The sequence below is a fragment of the Kitasatospora sp. NPDC002551 genome, assembly GCF_040296005.1.
In the GTDB taxonomy this organism is placed as follows: domain Bacteria; phylum Actinomycetota; class Actinomycetes; order Streptomycetales; family Streptomycetaceae; genus Kitasatospora.
In genome coordinates this window covers 405,626-431,871 of record NZ_JBEOWI010000001.1, presented here as the reverse complement: position 1 = coordinate 431,871, position 26,246 = coordinate 405,626, and the positions used below count along the sequence as shown (strand labels likewise).

Sequence of the window (26,246 nt, the reverse complement as noted above, 5' to 3'; positions counted from 1 at the left end):
CAGCAAGGAGCACCCCGGGTGTCCAGCACCAACACCACCAGCAACACCCTGAAGACCGCCACGTTCGCCTGCGCGTGGTGCGGTCTGACCGTGTCCGCGTTCGCCGTCGACGGTGCGCGGCGCAACCACTGTCCGTCCTGTCTGCACTCGCGGCACGTCACCGACCACGTCGAGGGCGGGCCGAGCGGGTGCCACGGGCGGATGTCGCCGATCGCCATCGCCGTGCTGCGCACCGGAGACTGGATGGTCGTCCACCGCTGCGTGCGGTGCGACGAGTTGACGTCCAATCCGGTCTGCGCGGACGACAACCAGCTCATCCTGATGCGCATCGCCGTCCGGCCGCTGGCCCAGCCGCCGTTCCCGCTCGAAGCGTTCGGTTCGCTCTGAACCGCCCGGTGGGAGAGGAGGGCGAACCGTGCCACGACAGAAGAAACGCGATGACCACCGCCGGCGCCGGCAGCGGCCCAAGGACGTGCTGCACGCCCGGGGCGGGCACCGGGCGAACGACTTCCGGTGCGTCGGCTGCCGGTTGGACGTCCCCGTGGACGCCCCCGGGACGGCGCACCGCAACCACTGCCCGAACTGCCTGGCCAGCCTTCACGTCGACCGCCGGATCCCCGGCGACCGGGCCGCCGACTGCCGCGGCCGGATGGAGGCCCTGGGCATGTCCGTCCGCGCGGACGGCGAGTGGCTGATCGTCCACCAGTGCCTGTCCTGCGGTGAGTTGAGCACCAACCGGATCGCCGGCGACGACAATCCGGTGCCGCTGCTGAGGCTCGCCCTCAAGCCGCTGCGGGACGCGGGCTTCGCCCGTCGCACCCTGCTCAACCTGTAGGACCGCCGGGGGAGCGGCCGGAGGGAGGGAGGCGGGTCGGGGCAGGGAGCGGGGTACCGGGGCCGGGACGCGGCGGGAGCCGGGTCCTCCTGCCGTCGGGCGATGCCGGGCAGGGGGCCCGCTCCCTAGGGTCGGGAGCGTGATCACGGCGGTCCGCCCGCCCGGCGGGCACCGCCGTCACCTCACGCTTCCTCCCCCTTCCGCGCCCTCGTCGCGCCGTACCCAAGGAGTTTCCGCATGTCCGCTCGCCCCTCCCGCCACCCCCTGGGCGGCCGTGCCGCCGCCGTCACGGGCATGCCGCCGCGGCGCGCCCTCGCCCTGCTGCTCGCGACGGCCGCCGCGCTCGGCGTGGCCGGCACGGTCCCCGCCGCGGCGGCGCCGTCCGCCGGCCCGAAGGACGGTGTGCGGGCCGGACTCGAGCGGCTGGTGGAGGAGGACCGCTACCCGGCCGCGATGGCCGCGGTCACGGGATCCGACGGGCGCACCCGCGGCTACACCGCCGGCGTCGCCGACCTGCGCACCGGGGCGAAGGTGCCGGCGGACGGTCAGGTGCGGGCGGGCAGCAACACCAAGACCTTCGCCGCCGTGGTCGTCCTGCAGCTGGTCGGCGAGGGGAAGGTCGAACTCGACGCCCCGATCGACCGCTACCTGCCCGGCCTGGTCCGCGGCGAGGGCATCGACGGCCGGGTCATCACGGTGCGCCAGCTGCTCCAGCACACCAGCGGGCTGCCCAACTTCACCGACGACATATTCGACGCCGTCTTCGGCGAGGGACGCCACCGCTACTACCAGCCCCGCGAGCTGCTCGACATGGCGCTCTCCCACAAGGCGCTCTTCGCGCCCGGCACCGACTGGTCCTACAGCAACACCAACTACGTCCTGGCCGGTCTGCTGGTCGAGAAGGTCACCGGTCGCCCGCTCGCCGAGCAGCTGACCAAGCGGGTGATCGACCGCATCGGGCTGCGGCACACCTACTTCCCCGGAGTGGGCGACGAGAGCATCCGCGAGCCCCACCCCCACGGGTACGCGGCCGGGCCGGACGGGTCGCTCGCCGACGTCACCGAGCTGGACCCCTCCTGGGCCTGGGCCGCCGGGCAGCTGATCTCCACGCCGGGCGACCTGAACCGCTTCTTCTCCGCCCTGATGGGCGGCAGGCTGCTCAAGCCCGCCCAGCTCGCCGAGATGCGCACCACGGTGAAGATCCCGGAGGGCCCCGGCGTGTCGAAGGGCGAGGAGTACGGGCTCGGGCTCATCCGCCGGCCGCTGAGCTGCGGCAAGGTCGCCTGGGGGCACGGCGGCGCCACGCCGGGCTTCCACACCCTCCCGGGGGTGACCGAGGACGGCCGCGCCGTCACCATCGCCGTCACCGCGAACCTGGCGCCCTCCCCGCAGGGGTTCGAGCACGCCCAGGCGTTGTTCGACGAGACCCTCTGCGCGAAGCGGTGACCGGGCCCTAACCCCTCCCGCCGGCCTGGTCACCGCCCCCCGTACGGGCGGTGACCAGGCCGGTCTCGTAGGCCGCGATGACCGCCTGCGCCCGGTCGCGGACGTCGAGCTTCCCGAACAGGCCGGTGATGTGGTTCTTCACCGTGGACTGGCTGATGTCCATGGCCCGGGCGATCCCGGCGTTGTCGAGGCCGGTGGCCATCAGCCGCCACACCTCCACCTCCCGGGGCGTGAGATCCCCCGCCGTGACGGCGGGCGGCGGCTGCGCGGCCCCGAGCGGCGCCCGGACGTAGGCGGAGATCAGCCGGGTGAGCAGGCGCGGGGCGACCACCGCCTCCCCGGTGTGGACGGTACGGATCGCCGCGCCCAGGTCCTCCGGCGAGACGTCCTTGGGGAGGAACCCGTACGCGCCGGCGCGCAGCGCGGCCACCACGTACTCGTCCATGTCGAAGGTGCTGAGCGCGAGGACCCTGCACCCGGGCAGGGTGCGGGCCAGCTGCTCGGTCGCGGCGACCCCGTCCAGGACCGGCATCCGGATGTCCATCACCACGACGTCCGGGCGCAGCCGGTGGGCGAGCGCGACGGCCTGCTCGCCGTCCTCGGCCTCGCCCACCACCTCGAAGGACGGGTCCGGCGAGAGGATCAGCGACAGGCCGCGCCGCACCAGCGGCTGGTCGTCCACGACGAGGATCCGGATCACCGGGGCTTCGGTGCTCATCGGTACGCCTCCCCGCGCTGGACGGCCGCCTCGGCGTCCTCCTCCGGGGCCAGCGGCAGTTCGGCCCGCACGGCGAAGCCGCCCTGCGGCCCCGGCCCGGTCTCCAGGGTGCCGCCGTGCAGGGCGACCCGCTCGCGCATGCCGACCAGGCCGTACCCGCCCCGGTCCCCGGCCGCGGGCCCGGTGCCCTGGGAGGGGACGACGCCCGCGCCGTCGTCCCGCACCTCGACGGTGACCCCGTCCGGGCGGTACGTCAGCCGGACGGTCGCCCGGGCCGGGCCCGCGTACTTGCGGGCGTTGGTCAGGGCCTCCTGGACGATCCGGAACACGGTCAGGCCGACGGTCGGCGGCAGCGGGCGCCGGGCCCCGTGGACGTCGAGACCGGTCGGCAGCCCGGCCCGGCAGGACTCGTCGACCAGCCGGTCGAGGTCCTCCGCCCCGGGCTGGGGCGGGGTCGGGCCGGCGTCCGGTTCGTCACCGGCGCGCAGCACGTTCAGCAGCTGGCGCATCTCGCGCAGCGCCAGCCGCCCGGAGGACTCCAGGGTGACCAGGGCGTCGCGGACCACCTCGGGGTTCGCGAGGTTGGCGCGGGCGCCGCCGGCCATCAGCTGCATGGTGGTGATGTGGTGGGCCACGATGTCGTGCAACTCCCGTGCGATGCGGCGGCGTTCCTCGGCCACCGCGCGGTCGGCCAGCAGCTTGCGGTTGGCGGCCACCTCGCGCTGCCAGCGGGCGACCGCGAGGCCTGCACCGGCCACCAGCGCCGCGGAGAAGGGCGCGGCGATGATCCCCTCCCAGGTCGGAACCCGGAAGTGGCTCTGGCTCAGCGCCGTCGCCACCGCCGTCGCCAGGGTGGCGGCCGCCGTCACCAGGGGGCTGCGGTGCCGGGCGACCGAGTACACGGCCACCATCAGGACGGCGCCGAAGTGGGTGCCCATCGGGGCCAGCAGGTCGATCGCGCCCTCGAACACCAGGACGGCGGCGAGCGCCCACACCGGACGGTGGCGCCGGGCGAGCAGCGGCAGGCCCGAGAGCACGACGAGGACGAAGCCCGGCACGTTCACGGCGCGGGTGCCGTTCACCTCGTTGAACAGCAGGTAGGCGACCAGGTCGAGGGTGCCGGCGCCGACGGCCACCAGCGCGTCGGCCTGGGTCCACGGCGGGCCGCCCGTGCCGCCGGCCGCGGTGCTCCGCGGCGTATCGGCCACGTCGTTCCGTGGCGCGTCGTCCACGGCTTCCCCGGGGCGCTGACGCCCGTCCATCCCTGTCCTCCCGGCCGACCAGCGCTGATGCCCTCATTCTGGCACCGGCCCGGCCCGCCCCGGATGCTCCCTCCGGCCGAGGCCGGGCGGGCGGACCAGGAGCAGGGTCCCGGTCGCGGCCCACCGGGGGGACCGGGGGCCCCGGCGCGGATCGTCCGCTGCCCGGACGCCCGGCACCCCCTTCACCTGATGGTCTGGAGACCGGCCGGGAACCCCCGGCGACAAGGCCGAAGCTCGCGACCATCCGCCGGAGGGCACCGTGATCCGCGCACTGACCGGATTCTCCACCAGACACGCGTGGAAGGTCATCGCCCTCTGGGCGGTGCTGGGCCTGGCACTGGCCGGGCTGAGCCCGATGCTGCTGGGCCGGGTCACCCAGGCCCAGACCGGTGACTTCCTGCCGAAGAGCTACGACTCGGCCGCCGCGCTGCGGATCGCCGAGGAGCGGTTCGGGGTGAAGCCCGACGCCACCACGGTCACCGTGCTGGTCGCCCGCACCGACGGCAAGGCGCTGAGCGCCGCCGACCAGCAGCGGATCGAGGCCGAGGCGGCGGAGCTCGGCAAGCGCCGGGTCGTCATGCCCAGGAAGGACGACGAGCCGGCCTTCCTCAAGCCCGACCGCTCGCAGACCCCTCGGGTGGCCCCCGCGATGACGGCGCCCGACCGGAGCTTCGAGCTGCTCTCCGTCGAACTGACCGGCAGCGCCGTGGACGAGGGCGTCCAGGAGGTCTACCGGACCTTCCGGGACTCCGCCCGCGCGCAGTTCGCCGGCGCCGGGATGCGCACCGGGTTCACCGGCGGCCTGGCCGAGGCCGCCGACAGCGCGGACGACAACCGGACCGCCGCCGTCATCGGCAGCAGTCTGGTCACCGGGCTGATCGTCCTGCTCAACGTGCTGGTGTTCCGCAGCGTGCTCGCGGCCGTGCTGCCGCTGCTCGCGGTCGCCCTGATCGGCGGCGTGGCCACCGGAGCGGTGGCCGGCGCCGCGGAGCTCACCGGTCTCCGGCTGGACGTCTCCACCCCGGGCCTGATCTCCGTGGTGCTGCTCGGCATCGGCGTCGACTACCTGCTGTTCCTGCTCTTCCGGTTCCGCGAGCACCTGCGCGCCCGCCCCGACCAGCCCGCCCGCGAGGCGGCCGCCGAGGTGTCCGGCCGGGTCGGCACCGCGATCACCTCCGCCGCGCTGACCATCGTGGCCGCCTTCGCCACCCTGGGCGTGGCGACCTTCGGCCAGTTCCGCTCGCTCGGCCCGGCGATCGCCGTCGCCGTCCTGGTCATGCTGCTGGGCAGCCTCACCCTGATGCCGGCCCTGCTCGCCGCCTGCGGCCGCAAGATGTTCTGGCCCTCCCGCAGCCTGCGCCGGGAACCGCGCGGGGGCGTGGCCGCCCGCTACGGCGCGTTCGTCGCCCGTCGCCCGCTGGCCCTGCTGCTCGGCTCCGTCGCGCTGCTCGGCGCCCTGGCCGCCGGGATGACCGGGGTCCGGATGGACTACGGCCAGGGCGGTGACTCCGGGACGGCGGCCTCCGCCACCGCCGCGGAGATCTCCCGGGCCCTGCCGGCCGGCGTGTCCGACCCGACCACCGTCTACGTCACGGCCGACGGCGGCGGCACCCTCGACACCGCCCGGCTCGACGGCCTCTCCCGCGCCCTCGCCGAGGTGGAGGGCGTCGGCCAGGTGGCCGGCACCGTCCTGAACCAGGACCGCCGCGCCGCCCGGATCGACCTCTTCCTCACCGCCGACCCGCAGAGCGCACGGGCGCGCGAGCTGGCGTCCGGCCCGGTGCGAGCCGCCGTCGCCGCCCACACGCCCGCCGGGACGAGCGCCCACGTCGGCGGCACGGCGGCGGTCTTCGCCGACGTCTCGGCCGCCGTCGACCACGACCTGACGATCGTCTTCCCGGTCGCCGCCGTCCTCATCGCCCTGATCCTGCTGCTCCTGCTGCGCAGCGTGCTCGCCCCGGTGGTCCTGATGCTCTCCGTCGGGCTCGGCTTCGCCGCCACCCTCGGCGCCGCCACCCTGCTGTTCCAGCACGTGCTGGACGAGCCCGGCGTCAGCTTCACCCTGCCGCTGGTGCTGTTCCTGTTCGTCGTCGCGCTGGGCACCGACTACAACATCCTCATCACCGACCGGATCCGCGAGGAGATGCACCGGCCCGGCCCGGCCCGCGCCGCCGTGGCCCGCGCCGTCCGCCACACCACGCCCGCCGTCGCCACCGCGGGCCTGGTCCTGGCCGGCTCCTTCGCCAGCCTCGCCACCACCCCCGGCAGCGAGCAGATCGCCTTCTCCCTGACGCTCGGCATCCTGCTCTCCGCCGGCGTCCTCTCGCTCGCCGTGGTCCCGGCCCTGGCCACCCTCCTCGGCCGCGCCCTCTGGTGGCCGCTGCGCCCCGCCCCCGCCCCCGCCCCCGCCCCGACTCCGGACCCGGACCCGCACCGGCCCCGCGTCCTCATCCCCTGAGCCCCCGACCACCCCACCCCCAGACCGGCGCCCGCCTGCCCAGGGCGCCCACGGAAGGCCCGGCCCCCACCCCGAGGGCCGGGCCTTCCGGCCTCGGCGGTGGTTGTCGGACCCACTGCCGACGCCCGGGGTCCGGAGGAGGGGTGGCTACGCGGGCATCACCCCGTGGATGCGGGAGAGGGTGAACACGCGTTCGTCGTCGCGCAGGTGGCACCAGGCGCGGAGGTGGGGGTGTCCAGTTCCAGGGCGGCTGAGGGGTGCGGACGGTCTCGTTGCCCGTGGCGGCGACGTACTCGACGGTGATCGGCTGTCCGGTGTCGACGGCGTGGGTCAGTTGGCGGACGTCGGTGAAGGTCAGGTTGCGCGCGGCGCGGGCGATGACCTCCTCGGTGTCGCTGGCGCAGGGGCGGCCGTCCCCGGGGTCGGGCTCCAGGGCTTCGGACGGGGCTGCCAGCAACCGGGTGGCGAGAGCGGTCAGATCGGTGGGGGCGCCCTGGGGAGGCCGTCGGGCTTCGGGGCGGCGCGGGGACGGGACCGGGTGCTTCGCCCGGTGCCGCCGGGCCCGCTCGACGCGGACCGAGCCGTCGGGCTTCTCGGTGACCGGCCAGACCGGCGCGTGATCGGCCAACGCCCGCAGCACCGCGTCGAACCGGCGCGCACGGTCCCCGTCCGTCGCGCCGAGGACACCGGCCAGGACGTCCCGGGTGGTGGGCGCCAGCGCGGCGACGGCCTCCGCCACCTGGACCTCGGGCAAGGTGAGCAGCGGGAGGACCGGCGCGACCGACCCGGGGCGCTGAAGCCGGTCCGCCAACTCGCCGACCGACCGCGGCTCCGGATCCACCGCGGCATCCGGCCGCGCCGCCAGGACCCGCACCAACTGGGGCGTGTCGACACCACGCAGCCATGCGGCGAGAGCCGAGCCGCTCGTCTTGCCGGTGGGAACCACCTCGCCACCCGGAGCGGACGCCGCTCCACACCCGAAACGGCCGGGCCTCGAGCATCGCGCATCGAGGACGCCCCGCGTGCCACACCGCGGGGAACAACCGCAGCCCGGGCCTTCTGCCGGGTCGGTCAGGCGCCGCCCACGGCGGAGTCCATCAGCCGGCTCTCCCAGGCCCAGGCGGCGATCTCGACGCGGTTGCGCACACCGAGCTTGTTCTGGATGGCCGTCAGATGGCTCTTGACGGTGCTCACCGTGATGAAGAGGGCGGCGGCGATCTCCTGGTTGGTGCGGCCCCGCGCGATGGACCGGATCACCTCCGTCTCTCGGGCCGAGAGCGGCTGGGCGGGCCGGGCGGCGGTCGCCGGACGGGTGGGGGCGAGGCCGCGGAGCAGGCGCAGGGTGATCGCCGGGGAGATCAGCGCGTCCCCGGCGTGTGCGGCGCGGACGGCCTCGACGCGCAGCGCGGGGGCGGCGCCCTTGAGGACGAAGCCGACCGCCCCGGCGCGCAGCGCGCCGTGGACGTACTCGTCCAGGTCGAAGGTGGTGACGACGACCACCCGCAGCGGCTCGGCCACGGCGGGACCGGACAGCGCGCGGGTGACGTCGATGCCGTCCAGGCCGGGCATCCGGATGTCGACCAGGCACACGTCCGGCCTTAGCCTGCGCGCCAGTTGGACCGCCTCGGCGCCGTCGGCGGCCTCGCCGACCACGGTGATGTCGTCCTGGTCCTCCAGGATGAGCCGCAGACCGCTGCGGATCATCGCCTGGTCGTCGGCGAGCAGGACGCGGATGGTCAACGGGGCGCCCTTCCCGGGACGGGCAGGGTGGCGCAGACCGACCACCCGGTGTCCCGGCCGGGGCCGGCGGACAGGTGCCCGCCGAGCACCTCGACCCGCTCGCGCATGCCGATCAGGCCGAAGCCGCGGTGCTCCCGTGGCGCGGGGCCGGCCGGGGCGTCGTCGGTGACCGTGACGGTGAGCGCGCCCGGCCCGTGGACGACGTCGACGGCGGCGGTGCGGGCGTGCGCGGCGTGGCGGGCGATGTTGGTCAGCGCCTCCTGGACGATCCGGTGCACGGTGGTGGCCACCTCGGGCGGCCAGGGCGCGGGATCGGCGGGCAGCCGCAGGCTCACCACCGGGCCGTGGCCCTCGAACCTCCGCACCAGCTCGGCCAGTTGATCCGGGCCGGGCGCCATGGCGGCCGTGCCGGCGGCGTCCTCGGTGTCGCGCAGCAGGCCGACCACCCGGCGCATCGCGGCCAGCGCCTCGCCGCCGGCGTCCTCGATGCCGGCGAGGGTGGCGTCCAGGCTCTCCGCGGCGTCCGGGCTCTCCGCGGCGTCCGGGCTCCCCGGCCGGCGCCGGGCGACGATCCGGGCGGCCTGCGTCTGGACGACCATGCCGGTGACGTGGTGAGCGACCATGTCGTGCAACTCCCTTGCCAGCGTTAGACGTTCCTCCCGGCGGACCGCCTCGGCGGCCAGCCGGCGGCGGTGGTCCAGGAGGCGCAGGCCGAGCCCGGCACCGAGCGCGACGACCCAGACCTCGATCCCCACCCGGAACGGGGTGCCCGGCGCCTCGACGGTCAGCAGGCCGGCCGTCATCAGCGCGAGGCCCGCCAGCGCGACGGCCGCCGCCCGTCGCCGGGCGAGCGTCCGGACGGCGGAGCCACCGAGGACGAGCAGCCCCAGGACCGCGGCGGCCCCGGGCTCGCCGGGCAGCTGGGCGACCCGGGCGACCACCGCCGCCGCGCCCGCCACCAGCAGCCCGAGGGCAGCCGCCCGGCCCCGGTTCCGTTCGCGGCCGAGCGCGATCGCGCACACGACGGCGCCGACCACCGCGTCGAAGGCCCAGACCCGGCCCTGGGCCGCGTACTGGGCCGCCATGACGACCAGGACCAGGGCGAACAGCAGCCCCAGCACCGTGTTGACCAGCACCGCCGGACGTTTCACCGAACTCACCCGGCCCACGCTAGGCGATCACCGCCGGCCCCGGACCAGCCGAAAGTACGACTCGGGGCCGCGCGGACCGTACCTTCGGCCGCTGCGGGCGGCCGGCGCGGAGCCGCAGGCTGGGGCCCATGGTCGATCTCATCCCCGTTGATCTCGTCTCCGTTGATCTCGTCCCCGTTGACCTCGTCTCCGCACCCACGCTGCTCGCCGCCGCGGCGGCGCAGGCCGAGCGGACCGAGCGGAGCCCGCTGCTCTACGCCTGGTGGGCGCTGAACCTGGCCGTCCTGATCGCGGTCGGCTACGGCGTGTACCGCGTCGTCCGGTCGTCGCGCGCGAAGCGCGCCACCCGGCGCGGCTGACCGGGGGAGCGTCATGACACCGGTACTGGAAGCCGTGAAGCTGGGCAAGCGGTACGGCCGCCGCCACGCGCTCACCGACGTCGACCTGAACGTCCCGCCCGGCCGGGTGATCGGACTGGTCGGACCGAACGGCGCCGGCAAGTCCACCCTGCTGCAACTGGCCTGCGGGCTGATCGCACCCAGCTCGGGCACCATCCGCGTGCTGGGAGCGGCACCCGCCGCGGGCCCCGCCCACCTGGCCAGGGTCGGCTTCGTCGCCCAGGACACGCCCGTCTACGCCGACCTGTCCGTCGCCGACCACCTGCGGATGGGCGCCCGGCTCAACCCCCGCTGGGACCAGGCGCTCGCCCGGCGCCGGCTCGCCCGGAGCGACCTCGACCCCCGGCAGAAGGCCGGCCGGCTGTCCGGCGGCCAGCGCGCCCAGCTCGCCCTGACCCTCGCGGCGGCCAAACGGCCCGAGCTGCTGATCCTCGACGAGCCCGCCGCGGCCCTGGATCCGCTGGCCCGGCAGGCGTTCCTGGAGCACCTGACGGAGTCCGTCGCCGAACTCGGCGCCGCCGCCGTCCTCTCCTCCCACGCCCTCTCGGACGTGCGGCGGGTGTGCGACCACGTGATCGTGCTGGCCGGCTCCCGCGTCCTGGTGGCCGGTGACGTCACGGACCTGCTCGCGGGCCACGTCCGGGTGACCGCCCGGCACGCGGACCTGGCGCGGCTGCCCGGCGGCGCCGAGATCGTCCGGTACACCGGCGGTGCTTCCGGCGGTGCTTCCGGCGGTGTTCCTGGCGGTGCTCCCGGCGGCGGCGCTCCCGACGAAGGAACCGCCGTCGTCCGCACCGACCGCGCGCTGCCGTCCGACGGCCCCTGGACCACCGCGGACATCGGCCTTGAGGAGGTGGTCCTCGCCCACCTCGGCAGGGCGGCCGGCTCCACCACCCCGGCCGGCTCCACCACCCCGACCCCGGCGGAGGCGCACCGATGATCTGGATGACCTGGCGCCAGTTCCGGGCGCAGGCCCTCGTGGGCCTCGGCGCACTCGTCCTCGTGGCCGGCTGGCTGCTCGTGCTCGGCCTGCGGATCCACGGCGCGTACGCCGACACCCTCACCCACTGCGCCGCGCGCGAGGCCTGCACGGGACCGCTCGGCGCCTTCGCCGACCGCTACGGCCTCCAGGTGGACCTGCTCGGCTACCTGCTGCTCGCCGTGCCCGGCGCCGTCGGCGTGTTCTGGGGCGCGCCCCTGGTCGCCCGGGAGCTGGAGGCCGGCACCCACCGCCTGGTGTGGAACCAGAGCGTGACCCGGGGCCGGTGGCTCGCGGCCAAGCTCGGACTGGTCGGGCTGCTGAGCGTGGCCGCCACCGGGCTGTACAGCCTGCTGCTCACCTGGGCGGCCGGGCCGGTCACCGACATCCTCGACAACCGCTTCGAGCCGGCCGTCTTCGCCTCCCGCAACCTCGCCCCGCTCGGCTACGCCGCCTTCGCCTTCGTGCTGGGCGCGACCCTGGGCCTGTTCCTGCGCCGCGCCGTGCCCGCGATGGCCGCCACGCTGGTGGTCTTCGCCGCGCTCCAGATCGCCGTCCCCGCCCTGGTCCGCCCGCACTACGAGGCGCCGACCCGCACCTCGGTGCCGCTCACCGCCGATCTCATCGGCCGGCTGACGAAGATCGGCACCTACGGCGACATCGGCGGCCTGCGCGTCCCCGGCGGCCCCTGGGTCGTCGAGACCAGCCCGATCCTCGACACCGCGGGCCAGGAGGTCGGCCGCACCGCCTGGTTCCAGGACTGCATGGACCACAGCCCGCTCGCCGAGCTGCCCGCCTGCCTGGCCGCGCGCGACATCCACGTCGAGATCGCCGAGCACCCCGCCGACCGCTACTGGACCTTCCAGTCCCTGGAAACGGCCCTCTACACCGCCCTGACGGCCACCCTGGCCGCCACCGCCCTCCGCCGTATCCGCCGCCACCCGGCCTGACCGGCCCCGGCCTGAGCACCCACGGCCCCGGGTGCCGTCCGGGCCGGTCCGCCCCGGGCCGGTATCCCTCAGGCCGCTACCCCTCAGGCCGGGTAGACGATCGTGCCCAGCGGCGGGCAGGGGGCGAGCGTGCCCCCGGCTCCGGGGCGTTCGACGAAGGCCCGGGCCTCGGCGGCCCGTTGGCGGCGGGTGTCCAGCTCGTCGGCGTACCAGGCGTCGCGCATGGCGCGGGGGTGGTCCCAGGTGCCGTCGATGAGGTCGAGGCTGGTGTTGCCGGCGCTGCGCTGGAACTCGGCCCTCAGGGCGGTCTGCTGGAGCGCGGTCTGGACCGCGGCGAGATCGATCCGGGTGATCAGGACGCCGGGGGTGTGCGGTTCGCGGGTCGGCATCGGGGCCTGCGGGAGCGGGGACACCCCGGTGTCGAGGCGGCCGATGTTGTCGACGGTCGCGTCCTGGGCCTCCCGCACCATGGTGTGCATCTCCCGGTGCAGCCAGAAGAACTCGTCGAGGTCCGCCTGGGTGACGCGCATGCGCTGGTACAGGGCCTGGAAGCGGGGAGCCTGGTGCAGCGGCCGCACGGGGGCGACGTGGAGTGCCACGCAGTCGTTGAAGCCGGCCGCCACGGCGGCCTCGAGGTGGAGGATCGCCAGGTCCGCCTGCCCGCGGGTGACGGCCAGGTCGGCGAGGCCCGCGTGGCCCGCGGCGGCGAGCCAGGTGCCGTCGGGGCCGAGCGCCGCGGCGCGCGCGACGACGTCCTGGAAGCCCGCGGCGACGTCGGTGGCGCCGTTGGTCAGCTGCGTCACCAGCAGTTCGTGCAAGCGGGCGATCAGCGAGTTGACGGTGTCGGCCATGGTTCTCCTCGGACCTGGGAGGTGAAGAGGGAAAGCGGTGATGAGATGGTGTCGGTTCGCTGGCGAGGACGGGTGGACGGGGTGCGCGGTTCCCCGCCGGCGGGCGGTGGCTCAGCCCTTCTTCCGCAGCACGATGTACTCCTCCGGCCTGCCCAGGTCCTTGCTGTAGTGGAGCGTGCCGTCCGGCTGCACCGTGATCAGGCGGTAGATCGACCGGTTGGCGGTGCATTCGGCACCGGGTGAGGAGGCGACCTCGCGGGACGCGTAGGAGGCCCGCTCCTCGCTGGCCTCGCTGAGCGTCCACTTGCCCTCGCACCAGATGCCGGTGGCCAATGTATCGGCGCGGATCGTGCTCTTCTCCTCGCTCTTCTTCGACTGGACGATGGTGAGGATGACGGTGGTGACGTTCCCGTTGTCGGCCTTGATCTCGCCGGTCCACGTCCCGAGGTACTTCGCGGGGACGATGCCCCGATCCGCCCGCAGCCACCCGTTCACCAGGTATCCGCCGCCGCCCAGGAGCAGGACGGCGACCAGGACGGCCGCCGCCACGCCGTACCTCCGCCGCCTGCGCGGCGGCTGCGGGTGCGGCCCGTGGCCGGGGACCGTGGTCGGCGGGCCGTAACCCGGCGGGGGCGGCCCGAACCCGGGCGCGCCGGGGGCCCCGTACGTCGTGGGTGTCCAGGACGCGGCGGCGCCCGGCACACCCGGCACGCTCGGCACGCCCGTCGCCGCTTCGGCCGCTCGCGCCGCCCTCGCGGCTTCGGCGACCGTCGTCCCCTCCCGGGCCTCCCGCTCGCCCTCCAGGTCCAGCAGCCGTACGGCGCCGCGCCCGACCGCCGCCGCGAGCGCCGCCGGCAGCCAGTCCCCGCGCCCCAGTCGGGCGGCGTCCGCGCCGTCACCGTCCGCGCCGTCACCGTCCAGCCGTTCCCGCAGCCGGCCGGGCGTCGGACGGGCGGTTGGGTCCTTGGCCAGGCAGTCGCGGACGAGGGAGTGCAGTGGGCCGGCCAGCCCGGAGAGGTCGGGCTCCTCGTGCAGCACCCGGTAGAGCAGGACGGGCGCGCTCACCCCGGAGCCGAACGGCATCCTGCCCGTCGCCGCGTACGCGAGCACCGCGCCGACCGAGAAGACGTCGCTGGCCGGCCCGGCGGGCAGCCCGTTCGCCTGCTCCGGCGACATGAAGCCCGGCGAGCCGAACACGTGCCCGGACCGGGTGAGCACGGTGGTGGCGTCCAGCGCGCGGGCGATGCCGAAGTCGATCAGCCGCGGCCCGTCCAGGGTCAGCAGCACGTTGGACGGCTTGACGTCCCGGTGCACCAGCCCGAGGCCGTGCACATGGGCGAGCGCCTCGGCGAGCCCGGCCCCGAGGGTGCGCACGGCCGGCTCGGGCAGCGGCCCGAACTCCCGCACCGCGTCGGTGAGCGCGGGCCCGGCGATGTAGCCGGTGGCCACCCAGAGGTCCCCGCCCTCGGTGTCCGCGTCCAGGACCGGCGCCGTCCAGGCACCGCCGACCCGCCGGGCGGCCTCCACCTCGTGCCGGAACCGCGCCCGGAACTCGGGGTTCTCGGCCAGCTCACGACGGACCACCTTGACGGCGACGGTCCGCCCGCCCCCCGTCCGGCCGAGGTAGACCCGGCCCATCCCGCCCGCCCCGAGCCGCCGCAGCAACCGGTACTCGCCCACCTGTCGCGGATCGTCCGCCGCCAGCGGCTCCATGGCCCGCTCCCCTCACCGCCCGGCGCGGCCCTCCCCGCCTCCCGGATCCGGAGCCGACGCTATCGGTCCGGGCCCACCCATGGGACGGGATCATGGTCACAGAATGATCGTCAGATCACCGCAACCCCCTCGGCACTGGTCGATGTCCCGTCGGCCGCCCAGCCGCCCAGCCGCCCAGCCGCCCTCCACCCGCGCCCCGCGGCCCGAGACCGGGGGACGACGAACGACGAAGGCCCGGACCGCGTCGTGCGGTCCGGGCCTTCTGCCGGCGGAGGATGTGAGGAGAACTGCGGCGCAGCGGTTCGTCGGAGGGGCTCCGAGCGGTGCTGGACGGGAGTGAAGGCAACCGGAACGGCGACCAGGTCGTAGCCGGGATCGCGTTGCAGCCGTCTCGGTCGGGTGCTGTGCGGAACGGTCAGCCGGCGAAGCCCGGGACCACCAGGCCGGACTCGTACGCGATCACCACGGCATGGGTCCGGTTCTGCGCGCCGAGCTTGGTCAGCACGTTCCCGACGTGGGTCTTGACCGTCTCCAGGCTCACCGTGAGGGACTCCGCGATCTCCGGATTGGAGAGCCCGGTGGCCATCAGGCGCAGCACCTCCTCCTCCCGGCCGGTCAGGGCGGCCCGCGGCAGGGCCTCGGCGGAGCCCAGCGGGCGGGCGGCGACCATGCGGCCCAACGCGGCCGGGAAGAGGACCGCTTCGCCCGCCGCCACCACCCGGACCGCCTCGGCGATCTGGCGGACCGGGAGGCGCTTGAGGACGAAGCCGCTGGCGCCCGCGCTGAGGGCGGCGGTGACGTAGCCGTCGTTCTCGAAGGTGGTGATCACCACGACCTTCGGCGGGTCGGCCGCTTCGGCCAGCAGTTGGCGGGTGGCCTCGATCCCGTTGCGACGCGGCATCCGGACGTCCATCAGGACCACGTCCGGCCGCAGGCTCTGCGCCCGTTCGACCGCCTCGACGCCGTCGGCGGCCTCGCCGACCACCGTGATCCCCGGCTGTGCGGCGAGCAGCATGCGCAGGCCGCTGCGGGTCACCTCGTCGTCGTCCGCGATCAGGAGGGTGACGGCGGGGTCGGTGACGGCGGGGACGGTGACGGCGAGGACGGCCATGCCTTCGCCCGCGTCGGATCCACTCACGCCGAGACCCGTACCGGCAGCCGGACGGCCAGCCGCCAGTGCTGCGTCCCGTCCGGGCCGGCCTGGAACTCACCGTGCAGCAGCCGGACGCGCTCGGCCAGTCCGGGCAGACCGTGGCCGGAGGTCGGGAAGGCGCCCGGCCCCGTCCGTTCCCCGGTCCGGTTGACCACCGTGAGATCCAGTCCGTCCGGCCCGGCCGCCACCCGGACTTCGATCGGGCCGCCCGCCCCGTGGCGCAGCGCGTTCGTCAGCCCCTCCTGGAGGATCCGGTACGCCGCCCGGGAGAGCGTCCCCTGCACCTGCGCCAGCTCGCCCGACAGGACCGGTTCCACCGTCGCCCCCGCGTGCCGCAGCCGGTCCAACAGCTCGGGGAGGTCGGCCAGGGTCCGGGCCGGCGCCGTTCCCGACTGCTCCTCGCGCAGCACTCCGAGCACGTAGTCCAGGTCCTCCAGCGCGGCCCGGGCCGACTCCTCGATGCTGCGCATGGCGGCCCGCGCCGCCACCGGGTCGGCGGAGAGCATCTCGCCCGCCACCGCCGCCTGGATGGTGGCCGCCGTCAGCGTGTGCCCGATCGAGTCGTGCAACTCGTGAGCGATCCGGTTGCGTTCGGCCAGCAGCAGCTCCCGCTCGGCCGCCAGCGCGAGCCGCTCGGCCGCCGACGGGCCCAGCAGCCGCGGCGCCGACCACCGCAGGGCCTTCGTCACCAGTACGCAGACGGCCACCGCCAGCAGGATGCACACGGCCGCCATCACCCAGCTCCACCCGCCCGACACCCGGACCGACGTGCCGAACAGACTCGCCCGCGCCTCGCCGCCGAGCCAGTTCCCGGGCAGGGAGAGGCCCATGATGAACAGCACCGCGCTCGCCAGCGCTCCCGTCCACCCGACGGCCACGTGCAGCACCAGCCAGACCGGGGTCCGCCAGCGGTCGAGGCCGAGTGCGCCAGAGGTCCGGCGACCGGCCACCGGGTTCGGCAGCGGCACCCGCAGCAGCCGGCGGGCGGACACCACCAGCGCGCGCCGTACGGGGCGCGCCAGTCCGACCACGCCGACCAGCACCGCCCAGATCAGCAGGACCAGGACGATCTGCACGCTCTCCGGAGCGGAGCGCCACGACAGCGCCGGCAACAGGGCGAGAGGCAGCAGCGGAAGGCTCGCCAGCGCGCCGCAATAGGCGAACAGCACGCCCGAATACGTGGAGCCGCGCAGCAGCGGCCGGATTCCCCTGATCATGGTCGCCAGTATCGCCGGGTGGCCCACCGGCAGCCTCCCCCGATCGGGGGAGCGACTTCTCCCGCCTTCCCGCGATGCGGTCAGCGGGCCCCGGAAGCCAGGATCGTGCCCAGACCAAACGATTCCCAGGAGTTGACTGATGCGTGCTCAGATCCGGCAGGGCTCTCGTTCCTCGACCCGGCAGCAGGGCGGCAGGCGGCGGCGAGCCGTGTCGGCCGCCGCCGGGGTGGCCATCGGCGTCATGACGCTGGGCGCCCTCGCCCCGCCCGCCGCCTCCGCCTTCGGCTCCGCGGCCGCCTCCACTGCTGCCGCCGCCGCCAGGCCGGACGCCGTCCAGCAGGCCCTGAACACGCTGGTGCGCGACGACGGGATGCCCGCCGCGCTGGCGAGCGTCCAGGACCGGAACGGCCGCACCCGCACCTACACCGCAGGAGTCGGCGACCTGACCACCGGCTCGAAGGTGCCCAGGGACGGCCAGGTACGGATCGGCAGCAACACCAAGGCGTTCACGGCGGTCGTGGTCCTGCAACTGGTCGGCGAAGGGAAGATCGGCCTCGACGCCACCGTCGACACCTACCTGCCCGGCCTCGTCCGCGGCGAGGGGATCGACGGGCGCCGCATCACCGTCCGCCAGCTCCTCCAGCACACCAGCGGACTCCCCGAGTACGGCATCCACGTCGACGACGACGAGATCAGGAACCGGTACTTCGAGCCCCGCGAGCTGCTCGACATCGCCCTCCGGTACAAGGCCGACGCGGAGCCGGGGACGACCTGGGGGTACAGCAACACCAACTACGTCCTGGCCGGCCTGATAGTCCAGAAGGTCACCGGCCGCCCCCTCGCCGAGGAGATGGACCGGCGCATCATCAAGCGCATCGGGCTGCGCCACACCTACTTCCCCGCCCCCGGCGAGATGACCATCCGGGAGCCGCACCCCCAGGGCTACCACCGCAACCCGGCGGACGGACCGCTGCGCGACTTCACGGAGATGGATCCCTCCGCAGGCTGGGCCGCAGGCCAGTTGATCTCCACCAACTCCGACCTCAACCGCTTCTTCACCGCGCTCCTCGCCGGTCACCTCCTCCCGGCGGACCAGCTCGCCGAGATGCGCACGACCGTCCCCGCCGGGACCTCGGGCCTCCGCTACGGGCTGGGGCTCACGAGCAGGCCGCTGTCGTGCGGCGGCGTCTACTGGGGCCACGGCGGCGACATCGCGGGGTACGAGACCCGGGGCGGTGTCACCGACGACGGCCGCGCCGCCAACGTCGCGGTCACCACCATCCCGACGGACGAGGCGGCCACGCAGCACGTGAAGGACGCCGTGGACAGGGCCCTGTGCGGCTGAGGCACGCCACCCCCCGGGCCCGGCTCGCCGGGCCCGGGCGACCCGGACGAAGATCCGGCAGTTCCCGGGGAGTTGACTCATGCGTGGACGGACACGGCAAGGCCTTCGGCCGGTGACGGGCCCTGTCCGCCGAAACCGCGCTGACCACCGGCGCTATGACGCCGGGCGTCCTGTCGGCGCCCCAGGCCTTCGCCGCCGGGATGAAACCAGCCACGGCCGGGGTGCGGGACAGGCCGGCGGGCGACGGCGGGGCTGAGCCCGCGCCGGGTGAAGAAGCATATGCCGGCGATATGCCGTGCTGCTTAGGCTCCAGGGATGCGCGTGTTGATCGTGGAGGACGAGCCCTACCTGGCCGAAGCCGTCCGGGACGGTCTCCGGCTGGAAGCGATCGCCGCCGACATCGCCGGCGACGGCGACTCCGCTCTGGAACTGCTCGGCGTCAACTCCTACGACCTCGCCGTCCTGGACCGCGACGTCCCCGGTCCCTCCGGCGACGAGATCGCCCGACGAATCGTCGCCTCCGGCAGCGGCATCCCGATCCTCATGCTCACCGCTGCCGACCGGATCGACGACAAGGCGTCCGGGTTCGCGCTCGGCGCCGATGACTACCTCACCAAACCGTTCGAGCTCCGGGAACTCGTCATGCGGCTGCGGGCGCTGGACCGCAGACGCGCGCACGCCCGACCCCCGGTCAGCGAGATCGCGGGCCTGCGGCTGGACCCCTTCCGCCGGCAGGTCTTCCGCGACGGAGGCTACATCGCGCTCACACGGAAACAGTTCGCCGTGCTCGAAGTCCTCGTCGCCGCCGAAGGCGGTGTCGTCAGCGCCGAAGAACTCCTGGAGCGGGCCTGGGACGCCAACGCCGACCCCTTCACCAACGCCGTCCGCATCACCGTCTCCGGCCTGCGCAAACGACTCGGCGAACCATGGCTCGTCGCCACGGTGCCCGGCGTCGGCTACCGAATCGACACCGGCACGGACACCCCTCACCCCCCGCAGCACTCGTGAACAGGCGCCCAGGGCTCAGCGCCCGCCTGAAACTCACCATCAGCTACGCCGGATTCCTCCTCATCGCCGGCACTCTCCTGCTGGCCGTGGTGTGGGTGTTCCTGCTGCGCTACGTACCCGACAGCCCCCGGGGCCTTCTCGGCGTCGCACCCAACCGCTACCTCCTCGTGCGCAGGTTCGCCCCCGCCGCGGCCATGGCACTGGCCTTCCTGCTGGCGTTCGGCCTCCTGGGAGGATGGATCCTCGCCGGCCGGATGCTCGCACCACTCACACGGATCGCGGCCGCGGCACGGACGGCCGCGAACGGATCACTGTCCCACCGGGTCCGCATGCGAGGTCCCCGGGACGAATTCCGCGAACTCGCCGACGTGTTCGACCTCATGCTGGAACAACTCGAATCCCACGTCACCGAGCAGCAACGCTTCGCCGCGAACGCCTCCCACGAACTGCGCACCCCGCTGGCGATCTCGAAGACGCTCCTCGACCTCGCCCGCAACGACCCCACGCGGGACCAGGGCGAACTCATCGAGCGCCTCCACACCGTCAACACGCGGGCGATCGACCTCACCGAGGCCCTCCTGCTGCTCAGCCGCGCCGACCGCAAGAGCTTCACCCGCGAGCCCGTCGACCTGTCCCTCGTCGCCGAAGAAGCCACCGAAACGCTGCTTCCCCTCGCCGAGAAGCGCCGGATCACGCTCGACGTCACCGGCGAGAAGGCGCAGACCCACGGCTCCGCGGCGCTCATTCTGCGGATGGTGACCAACCTCGTCCAGAACGCCGTCGTCCACAACCTCCCCTCCGGCGGCACGGTAGCGGTCCACACCGAATCGCAGCACGACGCGAGCGTGCTGCGGGTCGAGAACACCGGCCCTCCGCTCCTGCCGGAACTGGTACCGACCCTCACCGAACCCTTCCGACGCGGAACAGAACGCACGCGCAGCGACGAACACGTCGGGGTCGGCCTCGGGCTGGCCATCGTGCACAGCATCGTCCGAGCACACGACGGGACCGTCGACCTCGAACCCCGCCCCACCGGCGGCCTCCTCGTCACGATTCGACTTCCCGGCACGCCGCAGGCATCGTCCCCGAGCAACTCCTAGACCTTCCGGTGGATGCGCGTGCCGCCGCCGCGGTTGTTCACCGGGGAGTCGTTCGGCACCTGCCGCAACCGGGCTGTCGCGATCACCGGCGGAGCGGCAGGACCAGCGCACTGGCGGCCTGCTCCGGCTCCTGATGCCGGGGAATCGGCGTATCGCGGGCGTATGGAAAGTCGCATACGCCACCGCAACGGTCCTCCGTCTTCAGTGGAGGTACGAGGACCGCATGGGTGGGTGACCGGTTGCCGACAGTGGCCGCCGGCAGACCTCCACCGGTCGATGTGTCGATCAGGAAAGGGCCGTGATCATGGACCCGGATTCCGTAGGTGGTATCAATCGGCGGCGACTGCTCGGGTGGGGAGGGCTGGCGGCCGCCGGCGCGGTGGCGGCCGGCGCGCCGCCGGCGGGCGCCCGGCCCGGCCACGCCGACCAGGCCTCAGCCGACTCCGAGATCCCGCCGGCCACCCGTCCCGGCGGAGCCTACGACCAGTACGTGGCGAAGCTGGCCGCCGAGGGGAGGTTCTCCGGCGTGGTGCTGCTGTCGCACCGGGGCCGGACGGTGCTGTCCCGCAGCTACGGCATGGCCGACAGGGAGAAGGGGATCCGCAATCACGAAGGCATCGCGTTCAGCCTCGGCTCGGCGGGCAAGCCGTTCGGCGCGGTGGCCGTCCTGCAGCTGGCACAGCAGGGCAAGCTGAGCCTGTCGGACACGGTGGGCACCCACCTGAAGGGCTACGCCAAGGACATCGCCGAGCAGGTGACCATCCACCACCTGCTCTCCGGAACCTCGGGGCTGAGCACCCCGGATGAGGACGTGCAACGCATCTTCCAGAGCCGGGAGGAGGTGCACGAGTACTACGAGCGGTGGGTCCGGCAGTCCACGCTGGTGGCTGCCCCCGGCACTCGCACCAGCCACTCCGGCGCCGATGTCGGCATCCCCGCGTCGATCGTGGAGGCCGTGAGCGGCAAGACGTACTGGGACTACGTGCAGGAGAACATCTTCGGGCGCTGCGGCATGACCGGCTCGGCGTTCCGCACCAGGCAGGAGTGGCTCACCGACGAGCACATCGCGCACCCGTACATGACGCTGGCCGACGGAAGCCAGGTGGACGCGGTCCGCCATCTGGACAAGGGCAGCCCGTCCCCGGACGTACTCGGCAAGAACCCGGGCCGCGCCTTCATCGACGCCCCCGGGGACGGCGGCTTCGCCACCGCGCCGGATCTGGTCCGGTTCGCGCACGCGCTGGGCGACGGCACGGTGCTCCACCGGCCCTGGGCCGAGTTGCTCACCGGGGCCAAGATCCCCCACAGCGGCTCGTCGTTCGGGGCCTACGACATGCCGGTCCGTATCGTCAACGGCCAGTGGGTGCTCGGCCGCGGCGGTGGCAACCCCGGTGTCAGCGCCAATTGGAACATCTACCCGCACACCGGCTGGGTCGGCGTCGTCCTCGGCAACTGCGACGGCCTGCCGCTGCAGGAGATCACCGGCCGCGAGATGCGGGCTGTCACCGGAGCTTCGCCCGGCGACGGGGGCGGCGGCTGAAACGGTCCGGCGGCAGCCACGGAGAGAAGCGACCTCCCCCGGCCCGGTGAGCCGCGCCAAGGCCCAAGGAACCGACCGGGCACAGAATGAGACGACGAAGGCCCCGACCGCTGAGCGGTCGGGGCCTTCGTTATGGCTGGTGAGCCATGGCGGAGGATACGAGATTCGAACTCGTGAGGGGTTGCCCCCAACACGCTTTCCAAATGTTCGTCCGGCCGTTCGGGAGTGAACGTAGGTGTTCTGACCTGGGGGCGGAGTGGTCCAGCCGCTGAGCTGAGGACGACGCTGAACGGAGGCGAATCAACCAGAACTGCAACCGAAGCAGTGGGTGCCACGTGTCGAACCGGGCTCCGAAGGGCGGAGCTCGGAGGCGGGTGGGTAGAAGCCTCGAGGGTACATGTACATCTGCTACATTTGTGACATGAGTGAACCGGTGATCGCATCTATGGCCGAGGTTCGCAGTCACTTGGCGGACGTCCTCGACCGGGCCCGTCGGGACGAGACCCCGACGATCATTACTCGGCGCGGCAAGCAGGAAGCCGTCGTGATCGACATCCTTGAGTACCGGCGTCTGAGCCGGCTGGCTGAGCAGGCCGAGGAGTCCTGGCTGAACCAGTTGGCCGACGAGGCGGAATCCGAAGGCACCGAAGGTTCGGTCTCGCTCGAAGAGATGGCCGCCCTGCTCCGTGCCCACCACGCCTGATCTCCATGGGCTACGTGACGCGGTTCACCCCGCACGCGCAACGGGACATGCTCAAGATTCCGCGCCCCGACGCTCTGCGGATCCTCCATCGCCTGAGCGAACTCGGCTTGGACGTGGGCGACACAGCGGCCTTCGACATCAAGGCTCTTCAGGGGCACAGCTCGCGGTGGCGTCTCAGGGTCGGCGACTACCGCGTCGTGTACACGATTGAGGACGGCCAGCTGATCGTGTGGGTAATGGCTGCCGGAAACCGCCGCGACGTGTACCGCGGCCTGTAGGTGCTGCGGCGCCGATCATCCACGACGCTCGGGCCGGTGGGGCGCCACTGCCAGTGGCGCCTCCTCCGCTCCAAGGCATGAGAGTCGGCCGTTGAGACTGCAGATGAGACTGTGAACGACGAAGGCCCGGACCGCGATGCGGTCCGGGCCTTCTGCCGGCGGAGGATACGAGATTCGAACTCGTGAGGGGTTGCCCCCAACACGCTTTCCAATTCTCCCGAACGGCGTCTGCCGGGGTTCGCACCCGTCTTGACCTGCGGCAGAACGAACCGCTGGACGGTGGCTGGACCCGGTTGGACGGGGGTGAATGAGACCAAAACTGAGACCAGCTGGCTCCGCTCACCAGGCCAGACAACCCCTGCTCACGACATCTCTGGTCAGTCGGCTCCTGCGGCCTCCGCCATCAGGCGAGCCCGCTTCTCAGCACGTGGTTCGGCCTTCCAGCCGGGCAGGAACCTTGACAGGAGTGGGTCGCTTTCGATCATCTGCTGGGTTGACCGCATGCCTTCGTCGATGATCGCGTCCCACTTTTCCGTGGCGAACCTGACGCGGCAGGGCAAGTCCTTGATGATCTTCTCGTCGACGGTCAGGTAGTTCGACGCGCGCTGCCCCCTGGCCGCAGGCACGTACGCATCGGCGCCAGCTTGGGCAGGAAGTAGCGAGATGAGGATTGCGTCCCCGTCCTCGGCGATCATGCGGGCAGCCTTGTTGGCTGCCGAGATCTCTGTCTTCGAGGGCTCCCGTTCGAGCATCTCGACCAGGTCCTGCGGATGCTCACCGTCGCCCGGCTGGCCAGCGCAGTCTGCAGGGCCTGGTGGAAGGTTGCCGTCATCGATGTCATAGCGGCGATTGTCACGGCGGGCTTGCCCGATGCCGTTCGTTTGAGGGCGGCCTCGGCGTGCGTTCCCCCGTACGGCAGACACGCCCATGCCCCCTGCCAGATCCCTTGAATGCTACGGGGCGCGTTCAGTTGAACCTTCCATCCCGAGACCTGAGCTGTGCGATGCTCCAGGCATGAAGAAGGAACCGGCCGGGTGCGACCACCCTCAGGGGACCTCCGTAGGCCAGTACAACTGCTGGAAGAACGGCGAGACTGAGGTCCATTTCGAGGTCGAAGAGTGGCCGGAGTGGAAGACGCGGCGGCTCGCGGAGATCCTCTTCAGCGGTCTCGTCGAGCGTTCAGCCAACGAATCAGCCTCACCGGCCGAGTAAGCACGGTCGAAGGACCTTCTCAACTCCGGCGACGCCGTGCGGCCTCAGTGGGTCTGCTCCTTGCCGTCCAGGTGCGCCATCGCGTAGTCGTACTCCTCCGGGTGCCGTGCCAGCCGCGCCATCACCCAGGCGGTACGCACATCTATCCCAGCTCCGAAATCGGCGGCCAAGCGGCGGGCGCGCCATGTCGTCCGAGGCGCGAGAATCCAGCGCGTGAGCGGGAACCGCACACGGTCGACGCCAGCGGCCGTCTCTCCTGCTGGCCCGAGGCGGTCTTCCGGGGGCTGCCCGGGCTCGCCCGGTGCGTGGGTTGTTGGGTCGGCCACCCGACGAGTGTTGCGATGCCCGGGCCCCTGCAGTGTCGATCAGCGTGGTGATCACCGGAAAGAGCGGCGTAGCGGCTGTTCATTGACACCGAGCGGAAGGTCCTGGGCCCGGTTGCCCTGCGGCGTGTGCGTGTCGCCGTCTCGCACGAGGAACCCATGCTCTATGGTCGTCCCAGCGGCCGGCGGAGGGTCGCAGGACGAGACGAGGCCGCCCGGCTGGCCAGGTCGTCGTCCCGGGTGCAGGGCGCTCACTCCCCCTCACGTTCCTCGTCCTCAGCACCGATGCGCTGACAGGGATCTCCTTTGGCTGGCCGGGCAGCACGAAGGATTCGCCATGTCGCACTCCACCGCGCGGGTACTGGCTGCCCAGCGCAGCGCATTCACTGACGAGCACCGAGCCACCGCACGGTCGGGTCTGGGGCGCGCCTCCATCGGCCTGGACGAGTGCACCCCCGCCCAGGCGCAGCTGCGGGCGTTGTTGGCGCTCGGCTGGTTCAACCTAGGTCTTCTCTCGGCGCCGGGCTTCGATTGGCCGCTCGGGTCGACCCTCAACTACGGCACCGTGCTCTCCCCGCGCTACGACCATCTCGTGCTTATCGTGTCCGCAGCCCTCAACGTTTCGGACCAGCTCGTCGCCAGCCCGCCCTGGTCCGGAATCCCGGGCATGCGTTTGGAGCGCGTCGTGGGCTGGGAGACCGTCCTGCTGCGGCATCTGCCGACCGGGGCAAGTCTGGAAGTCACCGAACTGAGTCAACCCAAGGTCCCGAAGCTGACAGGCAGGCTCATCCGCCATCGGGACATGCTCATGGTGGATCAGCTAGTAACCCCTGCGGAACAGGGAAAGCTGGACAGCATTCCGCCGATGTCGGAGGCGGCGCGGCGTCTTCTGGGCGCGCTTGCTATGCGCTCCACTCTGCGGGATCCGGCAGGTGGCTGGCACGTGAACTGGTACCACAACACGCTGGGCCGTCCCCGTGACCGCCGTAACCAAGCGGAGCGGCGCCTCTGGGGCAGGGATGACCTGTGGTTTCTGGAGTGGACTTCCTACCCGTATCCACAGGACCTCGTTGCGGCGATGACCCACCCGGTGGGCGGCCTCGACGGTGTGGCTGCCCAACAGGCCGGTCCCACCTGGATCTTGACCTATAAGGGTGCGCAGCTGCACCTCTACGATCGGGAAGCGTCGGTGTGGTGATCACGAGGGCGTAGGCGACCAGCTGACATCGCTGACCGTGAGCGCTCAGCGCGAGCTGTGTCGGTGCTCACTGCTCGTAGGACCACGCTTGGCCGGTCTGCCGGTACTGCTCGACAGGGATGGGCTCGACGCTGGCAGCCATGCGTGCGGTGTAGAGCAGGCCGTCGAGGTGATCGATCTCGTGGTGGATCAGGCGAGCGAGTCCGCGTTCGTAGGTGTTGGTGGCTACCTGGCCGTCCAGGGTGGTGGTCTCCACGGTCATCCGCAGAGGCCGGGGGACCAAGCCGCGAACGTCGAAGAACGACAGGCAGCCCTCGAACTGCTCGTCCGCCTCGTCGGAGCTGTCGGCGATCCGCGGGTTCAGCAGGACGATTGCCGGAGCGTCTGGGGAAGCTGGCCGGACGATGGCGGCGGCCCGGCCGATCCCGATCTGCGGTGCCGCGATGCCCATGCCCTTGGCGAAGGGGTGGACCTGGCCGATGCGCTCCATCGCGGTGAACAGCTTCTCGATGACCTGCTCGGCGGCCTCGCGCTCGGTGGGCAGGTCGAACGCTCGGGCGGGCTCGGCGAGTACGGGGTCGCCCTGCTGGACGACGCCGAGGGACTGTATCTGCTGGCTGGGTCGCATCTCGATCACTGGTCTCCGTGGGCTGTCGTGGGTTGTTGGG

At 73.0% G+C, this 26,246-nt stretch carries 26 protein-coding genes; 15 read left to right on the top strand and 11 right to left on the bottom strand.

The genetic code is table 11. The annotated features are described in order from the left end of the window. Positions 1-18: 18 nt before the first annotated feature. The 3 genes from ABT093_RS01915 to ABT093_RS01905 all read left to right on the top strand — a co-directional run bounded on the left by ABT093_RS01915 (position 19) and on the right by ABT093_RS01905 (position 2,281). Positions 19-387, top strand: coding sequence for an RNHCP domain-containing protein (locus tag ABT093_RS01915; RefSeq protein ID WP_350558876.1), 369 nt, complete (start codon positions 19-21; stop codon positions 385-387). Between the two features lie 28 nt (positions 388-415). After that, positions 416-835 carry an RNHCP domain-containing protein gene (locus tag ABT093_RS01910; protein ID WP_350558873.1) on the top strand — a complete coding sequence of 140 codons (420 nt, stop codon included), beginning with the start codon at positions 416-418 and terminating at the stop codon, positions 833-835. Positions 836-1,129: 294 nt separating this feature from the next. Then, a complete protein-coding gene (locus ABT093_RS01905) occupies positions 1,130-2,281 on the top strand; it encodes a serine hydrolase domain-containing protein (RefSeq protein WP_350559219.1) in 1,152 nt (383 codons plus the stop codon). Between the two features lie 7 nt (positions 2,282-2,288). On the opposite strand, the gene ABT093_RS01900 is transcribed toward ABT093_RS01905, so the two are convergent. Both ABT093_RS01900 and ABT093_RS01895 read right to left on the bottom strand, forming a co-directional pair. Next, positions 2,289-2,999 carry a response regulator gene (locus tag ABT093_RS01900; protein WP_350558870.1) on the bottom strand — a complete coding sequence of 237 codons (711 nt, stop codon included), beginning with the start codon at positions 2,997-2,999 and terminating at the stop codon, positions 2,289-2,291. Continuing rightward, a complete protein-coding gene (locus ABT093_RS01895; RefSeq protein ID WP_350558867.1) occupies positions 2,996-4,261 on the bottom strand; it encodes a sensor histidine kinase in 1,266 nt (421 codons plus the stop codon). Before ABT093_RS01895 ends, ABT093_RS01900 begins: the two co-directional genes overlap by 4 nt. A 259-nt stretch (positions 4,262-4,520) precedes the next feature. Between ABT093_RS01895 and ABT093_RS01890 the strand changes: the two genes are divergently transcribed. Continuing rightward, entirely contained in the window at positions 4,521-6,719 is a 2,199-nt protein-coding gene (locus ABT093_RS01890; RefSeq protein ID WP_350558864.1) for an MMPL family transporter, read from the top strand. On the opposite strand, the gene ABT093_RS01885 is transcribed toward ABT093_RS01890, so the two are convergent. The 3 genes from ABT093_RS01885 to ABT093_RS01875 form a co-directional block, all read right to left on the bottom strand. After that, on the bottom strand, positions 6,709-7,560 hold the full coding sequence (locus ABT093_RS01885; RefSeq protein WP_350558861.1) for a hypothetical protein: 852 nt from the start codon (positions 7,558-7,560) through the stop codon (positions 6,709-6,711). The genes ABT093_RS01890 and ABT093_RS01885 overlap by 11 nt on opposite strands. A gap of 230 nt (positions 7,561-7,790) precedes the next feature. Further along, positions 7,791-8,459 (bottom strand): response regulator, encoded by a 669-nt coding sequence (locus tag ABT093_RS01880; protein ID WP_350558858.1) that lies wholly within the window; start codon positions 8,457-8,459, stop codon positions 7,791-7,793. Next, positions 8,456-9,619 carry a sensor histidine kinase gene (locus ABT093_RS01875; RefSeq protein ID WP_350558855.1) on the bottom strand — a complete coding sequence of 388 codons (1,164 nt, stop codon included), beginning with the start codon at positions 9,617-9,619 and terminating at the stop codon, positions 8,456-8,458. Before ABT093_RS01875 ends, ABT093_RS01880 begins: the two co-directional genes overlap by 4 nt. Positions 9,620-9,738: 119 nt before the next feature. On the opposite strand from ABT093_RS01875, the gene ABT093_RS01870 reads away from it, so the two are divergent. Genes ABT093_RS01870 through ABT093_RS01860 form a run of 3 tightly spaced genes read left to right on the top strand, consistent with a single transcriptional unit; the run spans position 9,739 to position 11,937 of the window. After that, positions 9,739-9,969, top strand: a complete 231-nt coding sequence (locus ABT093_RS01870; RefSeq protein ID WP_350558852.1) for a hypothetical protein — start codon at positions 9,739-9,741, stop codon at positions 9,967-9,969. A gap of 13 nt (positions 9,970-9,982) precedes the next feature. Beyond that, positions 9,983-10,948 carry an ABC transporter ATP-binding protein gene (locus tag ABT093_RS01865; RefSeq protein WP_350558849.1) on the top strand — a complete coding sequence of 322 codons (966 nt, stop codon included), beginning with the start codon at positions 9,983-9,985 and terminating at the stop codon, positions 10,946-10,948. Then, positions 10,945-11,937 carry an ABC-2 membrane transporter-related protein gene (locus ABT093_RS01860; protein ID WP_350558846.1) on the top strand — a complete coding sequence of 331 codons (993 nt, stop codon included), beginning with the start codon at positions 10,945-10,947 and terminating at the stop codon, positions 11,935-11,937. The genes ABT093_RS01865 and ABT093_RS01860 overlap by 4 nt, the downstream gene beginning before the upstream one ends. Before the next feature lie 83 nt (positions 11,938-12,020). Here the strand turns inward: ABT093_RS01860 and ABT093_RS01855 are convergent, their stop codons facing one another. The 4 genes from ABT093_RS01855 to ABT093_RS01840 form a co-directional block, all read right to left on the bottom strand. Next, entirely contained in the window at positions 12,021-12,788 is a 768-nt protein-coding gene (locus tag ABT093_RS01855) for a hypothetical protein (RefSeq protein ID WP_350558843.1), read from the bottom strand. Positions 12,789-12,899: 111 nt separating this feature from the next. Further along, a complete protein-coding gene (locus tag ABT093_RS01850) occupies positions 12,900-14,501 on the bottom strand; it encodes a serine/threonine-protein kinase (protein ID WP_350558840.1) in 1,602 nt (533 codons plus the stop codon). A 415-nt stretch (positions 14,502-14,916) separates the two neighbouring features. Further along, entirely contained in the window at positions 14,917-15,612 is a 696-nt protein-coding gene (locus tag ABT093_RS01845) for a response regulator transcription factor (protein WP_350559216.1), read from the bottom strand. A 23-nt stretch (positions 15,613-15,635) separates the two neighbouring features. After that, entirely contained in the window at positions 15,636-16,871 is a 1,236-nt protein-coding gene (locus ABT093_RS01840; protein WP_350558837.1) for a sensor histidine kinase, read from the bottom strand. Between the two features lie 139 nt (positions 16,872-17,010). Between ABT093_RS01840 and ABT093_RS01835 the strand changes: the two genes are divergently transcribed. The 6 genes from ABT093_RS01835 to ABT093_RS01810 all read left to right on the top strand — a co-directional run bounded on the left by ABT093_RS01835 (position 17,011) and on the right by ABT093_RS01810 (position 22,845). Next, positions 17,011-18,216 (top strand): serine hydrolase domain-containing protein, encoded by a 1,206-nt coding sequence (locus tag ABT093_RS01835; protein WP_350558834.1) that lies wholly within the window; start codon positions 17,011-17,013, stop codon positions 18,214-18,216. Between the two features lie 315 nt (positions 18,217-18,531). Continuing rightward, complete coding sequence (locus ABT093_RS01830; RefSeq protein ID WP_350558831.1) at positions 18,532-19,224, top strand: response regulator transcription factor; 693 nt, start codon at positions 18,532-18,534, stop codon at positions 19,222-19,224. Then, a complete protein-coding gene (locus tag ABT093_RS01825) occupies positions 19,221-20,324 on the top strand; it encodes a sensor histidine kinase (RefSeq protein WP_350558828.1) in 1,104 nt (367 codons plus the stop codon). Before ABT093_RS01830 ends, ABT093_RS01825 begins: the two co-directional genes overlap by 4 nt. A 304-nt stretch (positions 20,325-20,628) precedes the next feature. Beyond that, positions 20,629-21,864 (top strand): serine hydrolase domain-containing protein, encoded by a 1,236-nt coding sequence (locus tag ABT093_RS01820; RefSeq protein WP_350558825.1) that lies wholly within the window; start codon positions 20,629-20,631, stop codon positions 21,862-21,864. 421 nt (positions 21,865-22,285) lie between these two features. Then, positions 22,286-22,567 carry a type II toxin-antitoxin system Phd/YefM family antitoxin gene (locus ABT093_RS01815; protein WP_329884972.1) on the top strand — a complete coding sequence of 94 codons (282 nt, stop codon included), beginning with the start codon at positions 22,286-22,288 and terminating at the stop codon, positions 22,565-22,567. Between the two features lie 5 nt (positions 22,568-22,572). Beyond that, on the top strand, positions 22,573-22,845 hold the full coding sequence (locus ABT093_RS01810) for a type II toxin-antitoxin system RelE family toxin (RefSeq protein ID WP_350558821.1): 273 nt from the start codon (positions 22,573-22,575) through the stop codon (positions 22,843-22,845). Between the two features lie 377 nt (positions 22,846-23,222). On the opposite strand, the gene ABT093_RS01805 is transcribed toward ABT093_RS01810, so the two are convergent. Then, entirely contained in the window at positions 23,223-23,774 is a 552-nt protein-coding gene (locus ABT093_RS01805) for a hypothetical protein (RefSeq protein WP_350558818.1), read from the bottom strand. 85 nt (positions 23,775-23,859) lie between these two features. On the opposite strand from ABT093_RS01805, the gene ABT093_RS01800 reads away from it, so the two are divergent. Both ABT093_RS01800 and ABT093_RS01795 read left to right on the top strand, forming a co-directional pair. After that, positions 23,860-24,057 carry a hypothetical protein gene (locus ABT093_RS01800; protein WP_350558815.1) on the top strand — a complete coding sequence of 66 codons (198 nt, stop codon included), beginning with the start codon at positions 23,860-23,862 and terminating at the stop codon, positions 24,055-24,057. A gap of 660 nt (positions 24,058-24,717) precedes the next feature. After that, positions 24,718-25,578: a hypothetical protein gene (locus tag ABT093_RS01795; RefSeq protein ID WP_350558812.1), complete on the top strand. Its 861-nt coding sequence runs from the start codon at positions 24,718-24,720 to the stop codon at positions 25,576-25,578. Between the two features lie 67 nt (positions 25,579-25,645). On the opposite strand, the gene ABT093_RS01790 is transcribed toward ABT093_RS01795, so the two are convergent. Next, positions 25,646-26,206: a peptide deformylase gene (locus ABT093_RS01790; protein ID WP_350559213.1), complete on the bottom strand. Its 561-nt coding sequence runs from the start codon at positions 26,204-26,206 to the stop codon at positions 25,646-25,648. Positions 26,207-26,246: the final 40 nt, after the last annotated feature.

Bases quoted from the DNA above. Each gene is read 5' to 3' on its own strand.
- ABT093_RS01855 (WP_350558843.1), bottom strand. From the start codon at position 12,788: ATGGCCGACACCGTCAACTCGCTGATCGCCCGCTTGCACGAACTGCTG.
- ABT093_RS01905 (WP_350559219.1), top strand. From the start codon at position 1,130: ATGCCGCCGCGGCGCGCCCTCGCCCTGCTGCTCGCGACGGCCGCCGCG.
- ABT093_RS01830 (WP_350558831.1), top strand. From the start codon at position 18,532: ATGCGCGTGTTGATCGTGGAGGACGAGCCCTACCTGGCCGAAGCCGTC.
- ABT093_RS01835 (WP_350558834.1), top strand. From the start codon at position 17,011: ATGCGTGCTCAGATCCGGCAGGGCTCTCGTTCCTCGACCCGGCAGCAG.
- ABT093_RS01810 (WP_350558821.1), top strand. From the start codon at position 22,573: ATGGGCTACGTGACGCGGTTCACCCCGCACGCGCAACGGGACATGCTC.
- ABT093_RS01870 (WP_350558852.1), top strand. From the start codon at position 9,739: ATGGTCGATCTCATCCCCGTTGATCTCGTCTCCGTTGATCTCGTCCCC.
- ABT093_RS01840 (WP_350558837.1), bottom strand. From the start codon at position 16,871: ATGATCAGGGGAATCCGGCCGCTGCTGCGCGGCTCCACGTATTCGGGC.
- ABT093_RS01900 (WP_350558870.1), bottom strand. From the start codon at position 2,999: ATGAGCACCGAAGCCCCGGTGATCCGGATCCTCGTCGTGGACGACCAG.
- ABT093_RS01795 (WP_350558812.1), top strand. From the start codon at position 24,718: ATGTCGCACTCCACCGCGCGGGTACTGGCTGCCCAGCGCAGCGCATTC.
- ABT093_RS01865 (WP_350558849.1), top strand. From the start codon at position 9,983: ATGACACCGGTACTGGAAGCCGTGAAGCTGGGCAAGCGGTACGGCCGC.
- ABT093_RS01805 (WP_350558818.1), bottom strand. From the start codon at position 23,774: ATGGGCGTGTCTGCCGTACGGGGGAACGCACGCCGAGGCCGCCCTCAA.
- ABT093_RS01860 (WP_350558846.1), top strand. From the start codon at position 10,945: ATGATCTGGATGACCTGGCGCCAGTTCCGGGCGCAGGCCCTCGTGGGC.
- ABT093_RS01895 (WP_350558867.1), bottom strand. From the start codon at position 4,261: ATGGACGGGCGTCAGCGCCCCGGGGAAGCCGTGGACGACGCGCCACGG.
- ABT093_RS01845 (WP_350559216.1), bottom strand. From the start codon at position 15,612: ATGGCCGTCCTCGCCGTCACCGTCCCCGCCGTCACCGACCCCGCCGTC.
- ABT093_RS01820 (WP_350558825.1), top strand. From the start codon at position 20,629: ATGGACCCGGATTCCGTAGGTGGTATCAATCGGCGGCGACTGCTCGGG.
- ABT093_RS01815 (WP_329884972.1), top strand. From the start codon at position 22,286: ATGAGTGAACCGGTGATCGCATCTATGGCCGAGGTTCGCAGTCACTTG.
- ABT093_RS01850 (WP_350558840.1), bottom strand. From the start codon at position 14,501: ATGGAGCCGCTGGCGGCGGACGATCCGCGACAGGTGGGCGAGTACCGG.
- ABT093_RS01790 (WP_350559213.1), bottom strand. From the start codon at position 26,206: ATGCGACCCAGCCAGCAGATACAGTCCCTCGGCGTCGTCCAGCAGGGC.
- ABT093_RS01800 (WP_350558815.1), top strand. From the start codon at position 23,860: ATGAAGAAGGAACCGGCCGGGTGCGACCACCCTCAGGGGACCTCCGTA.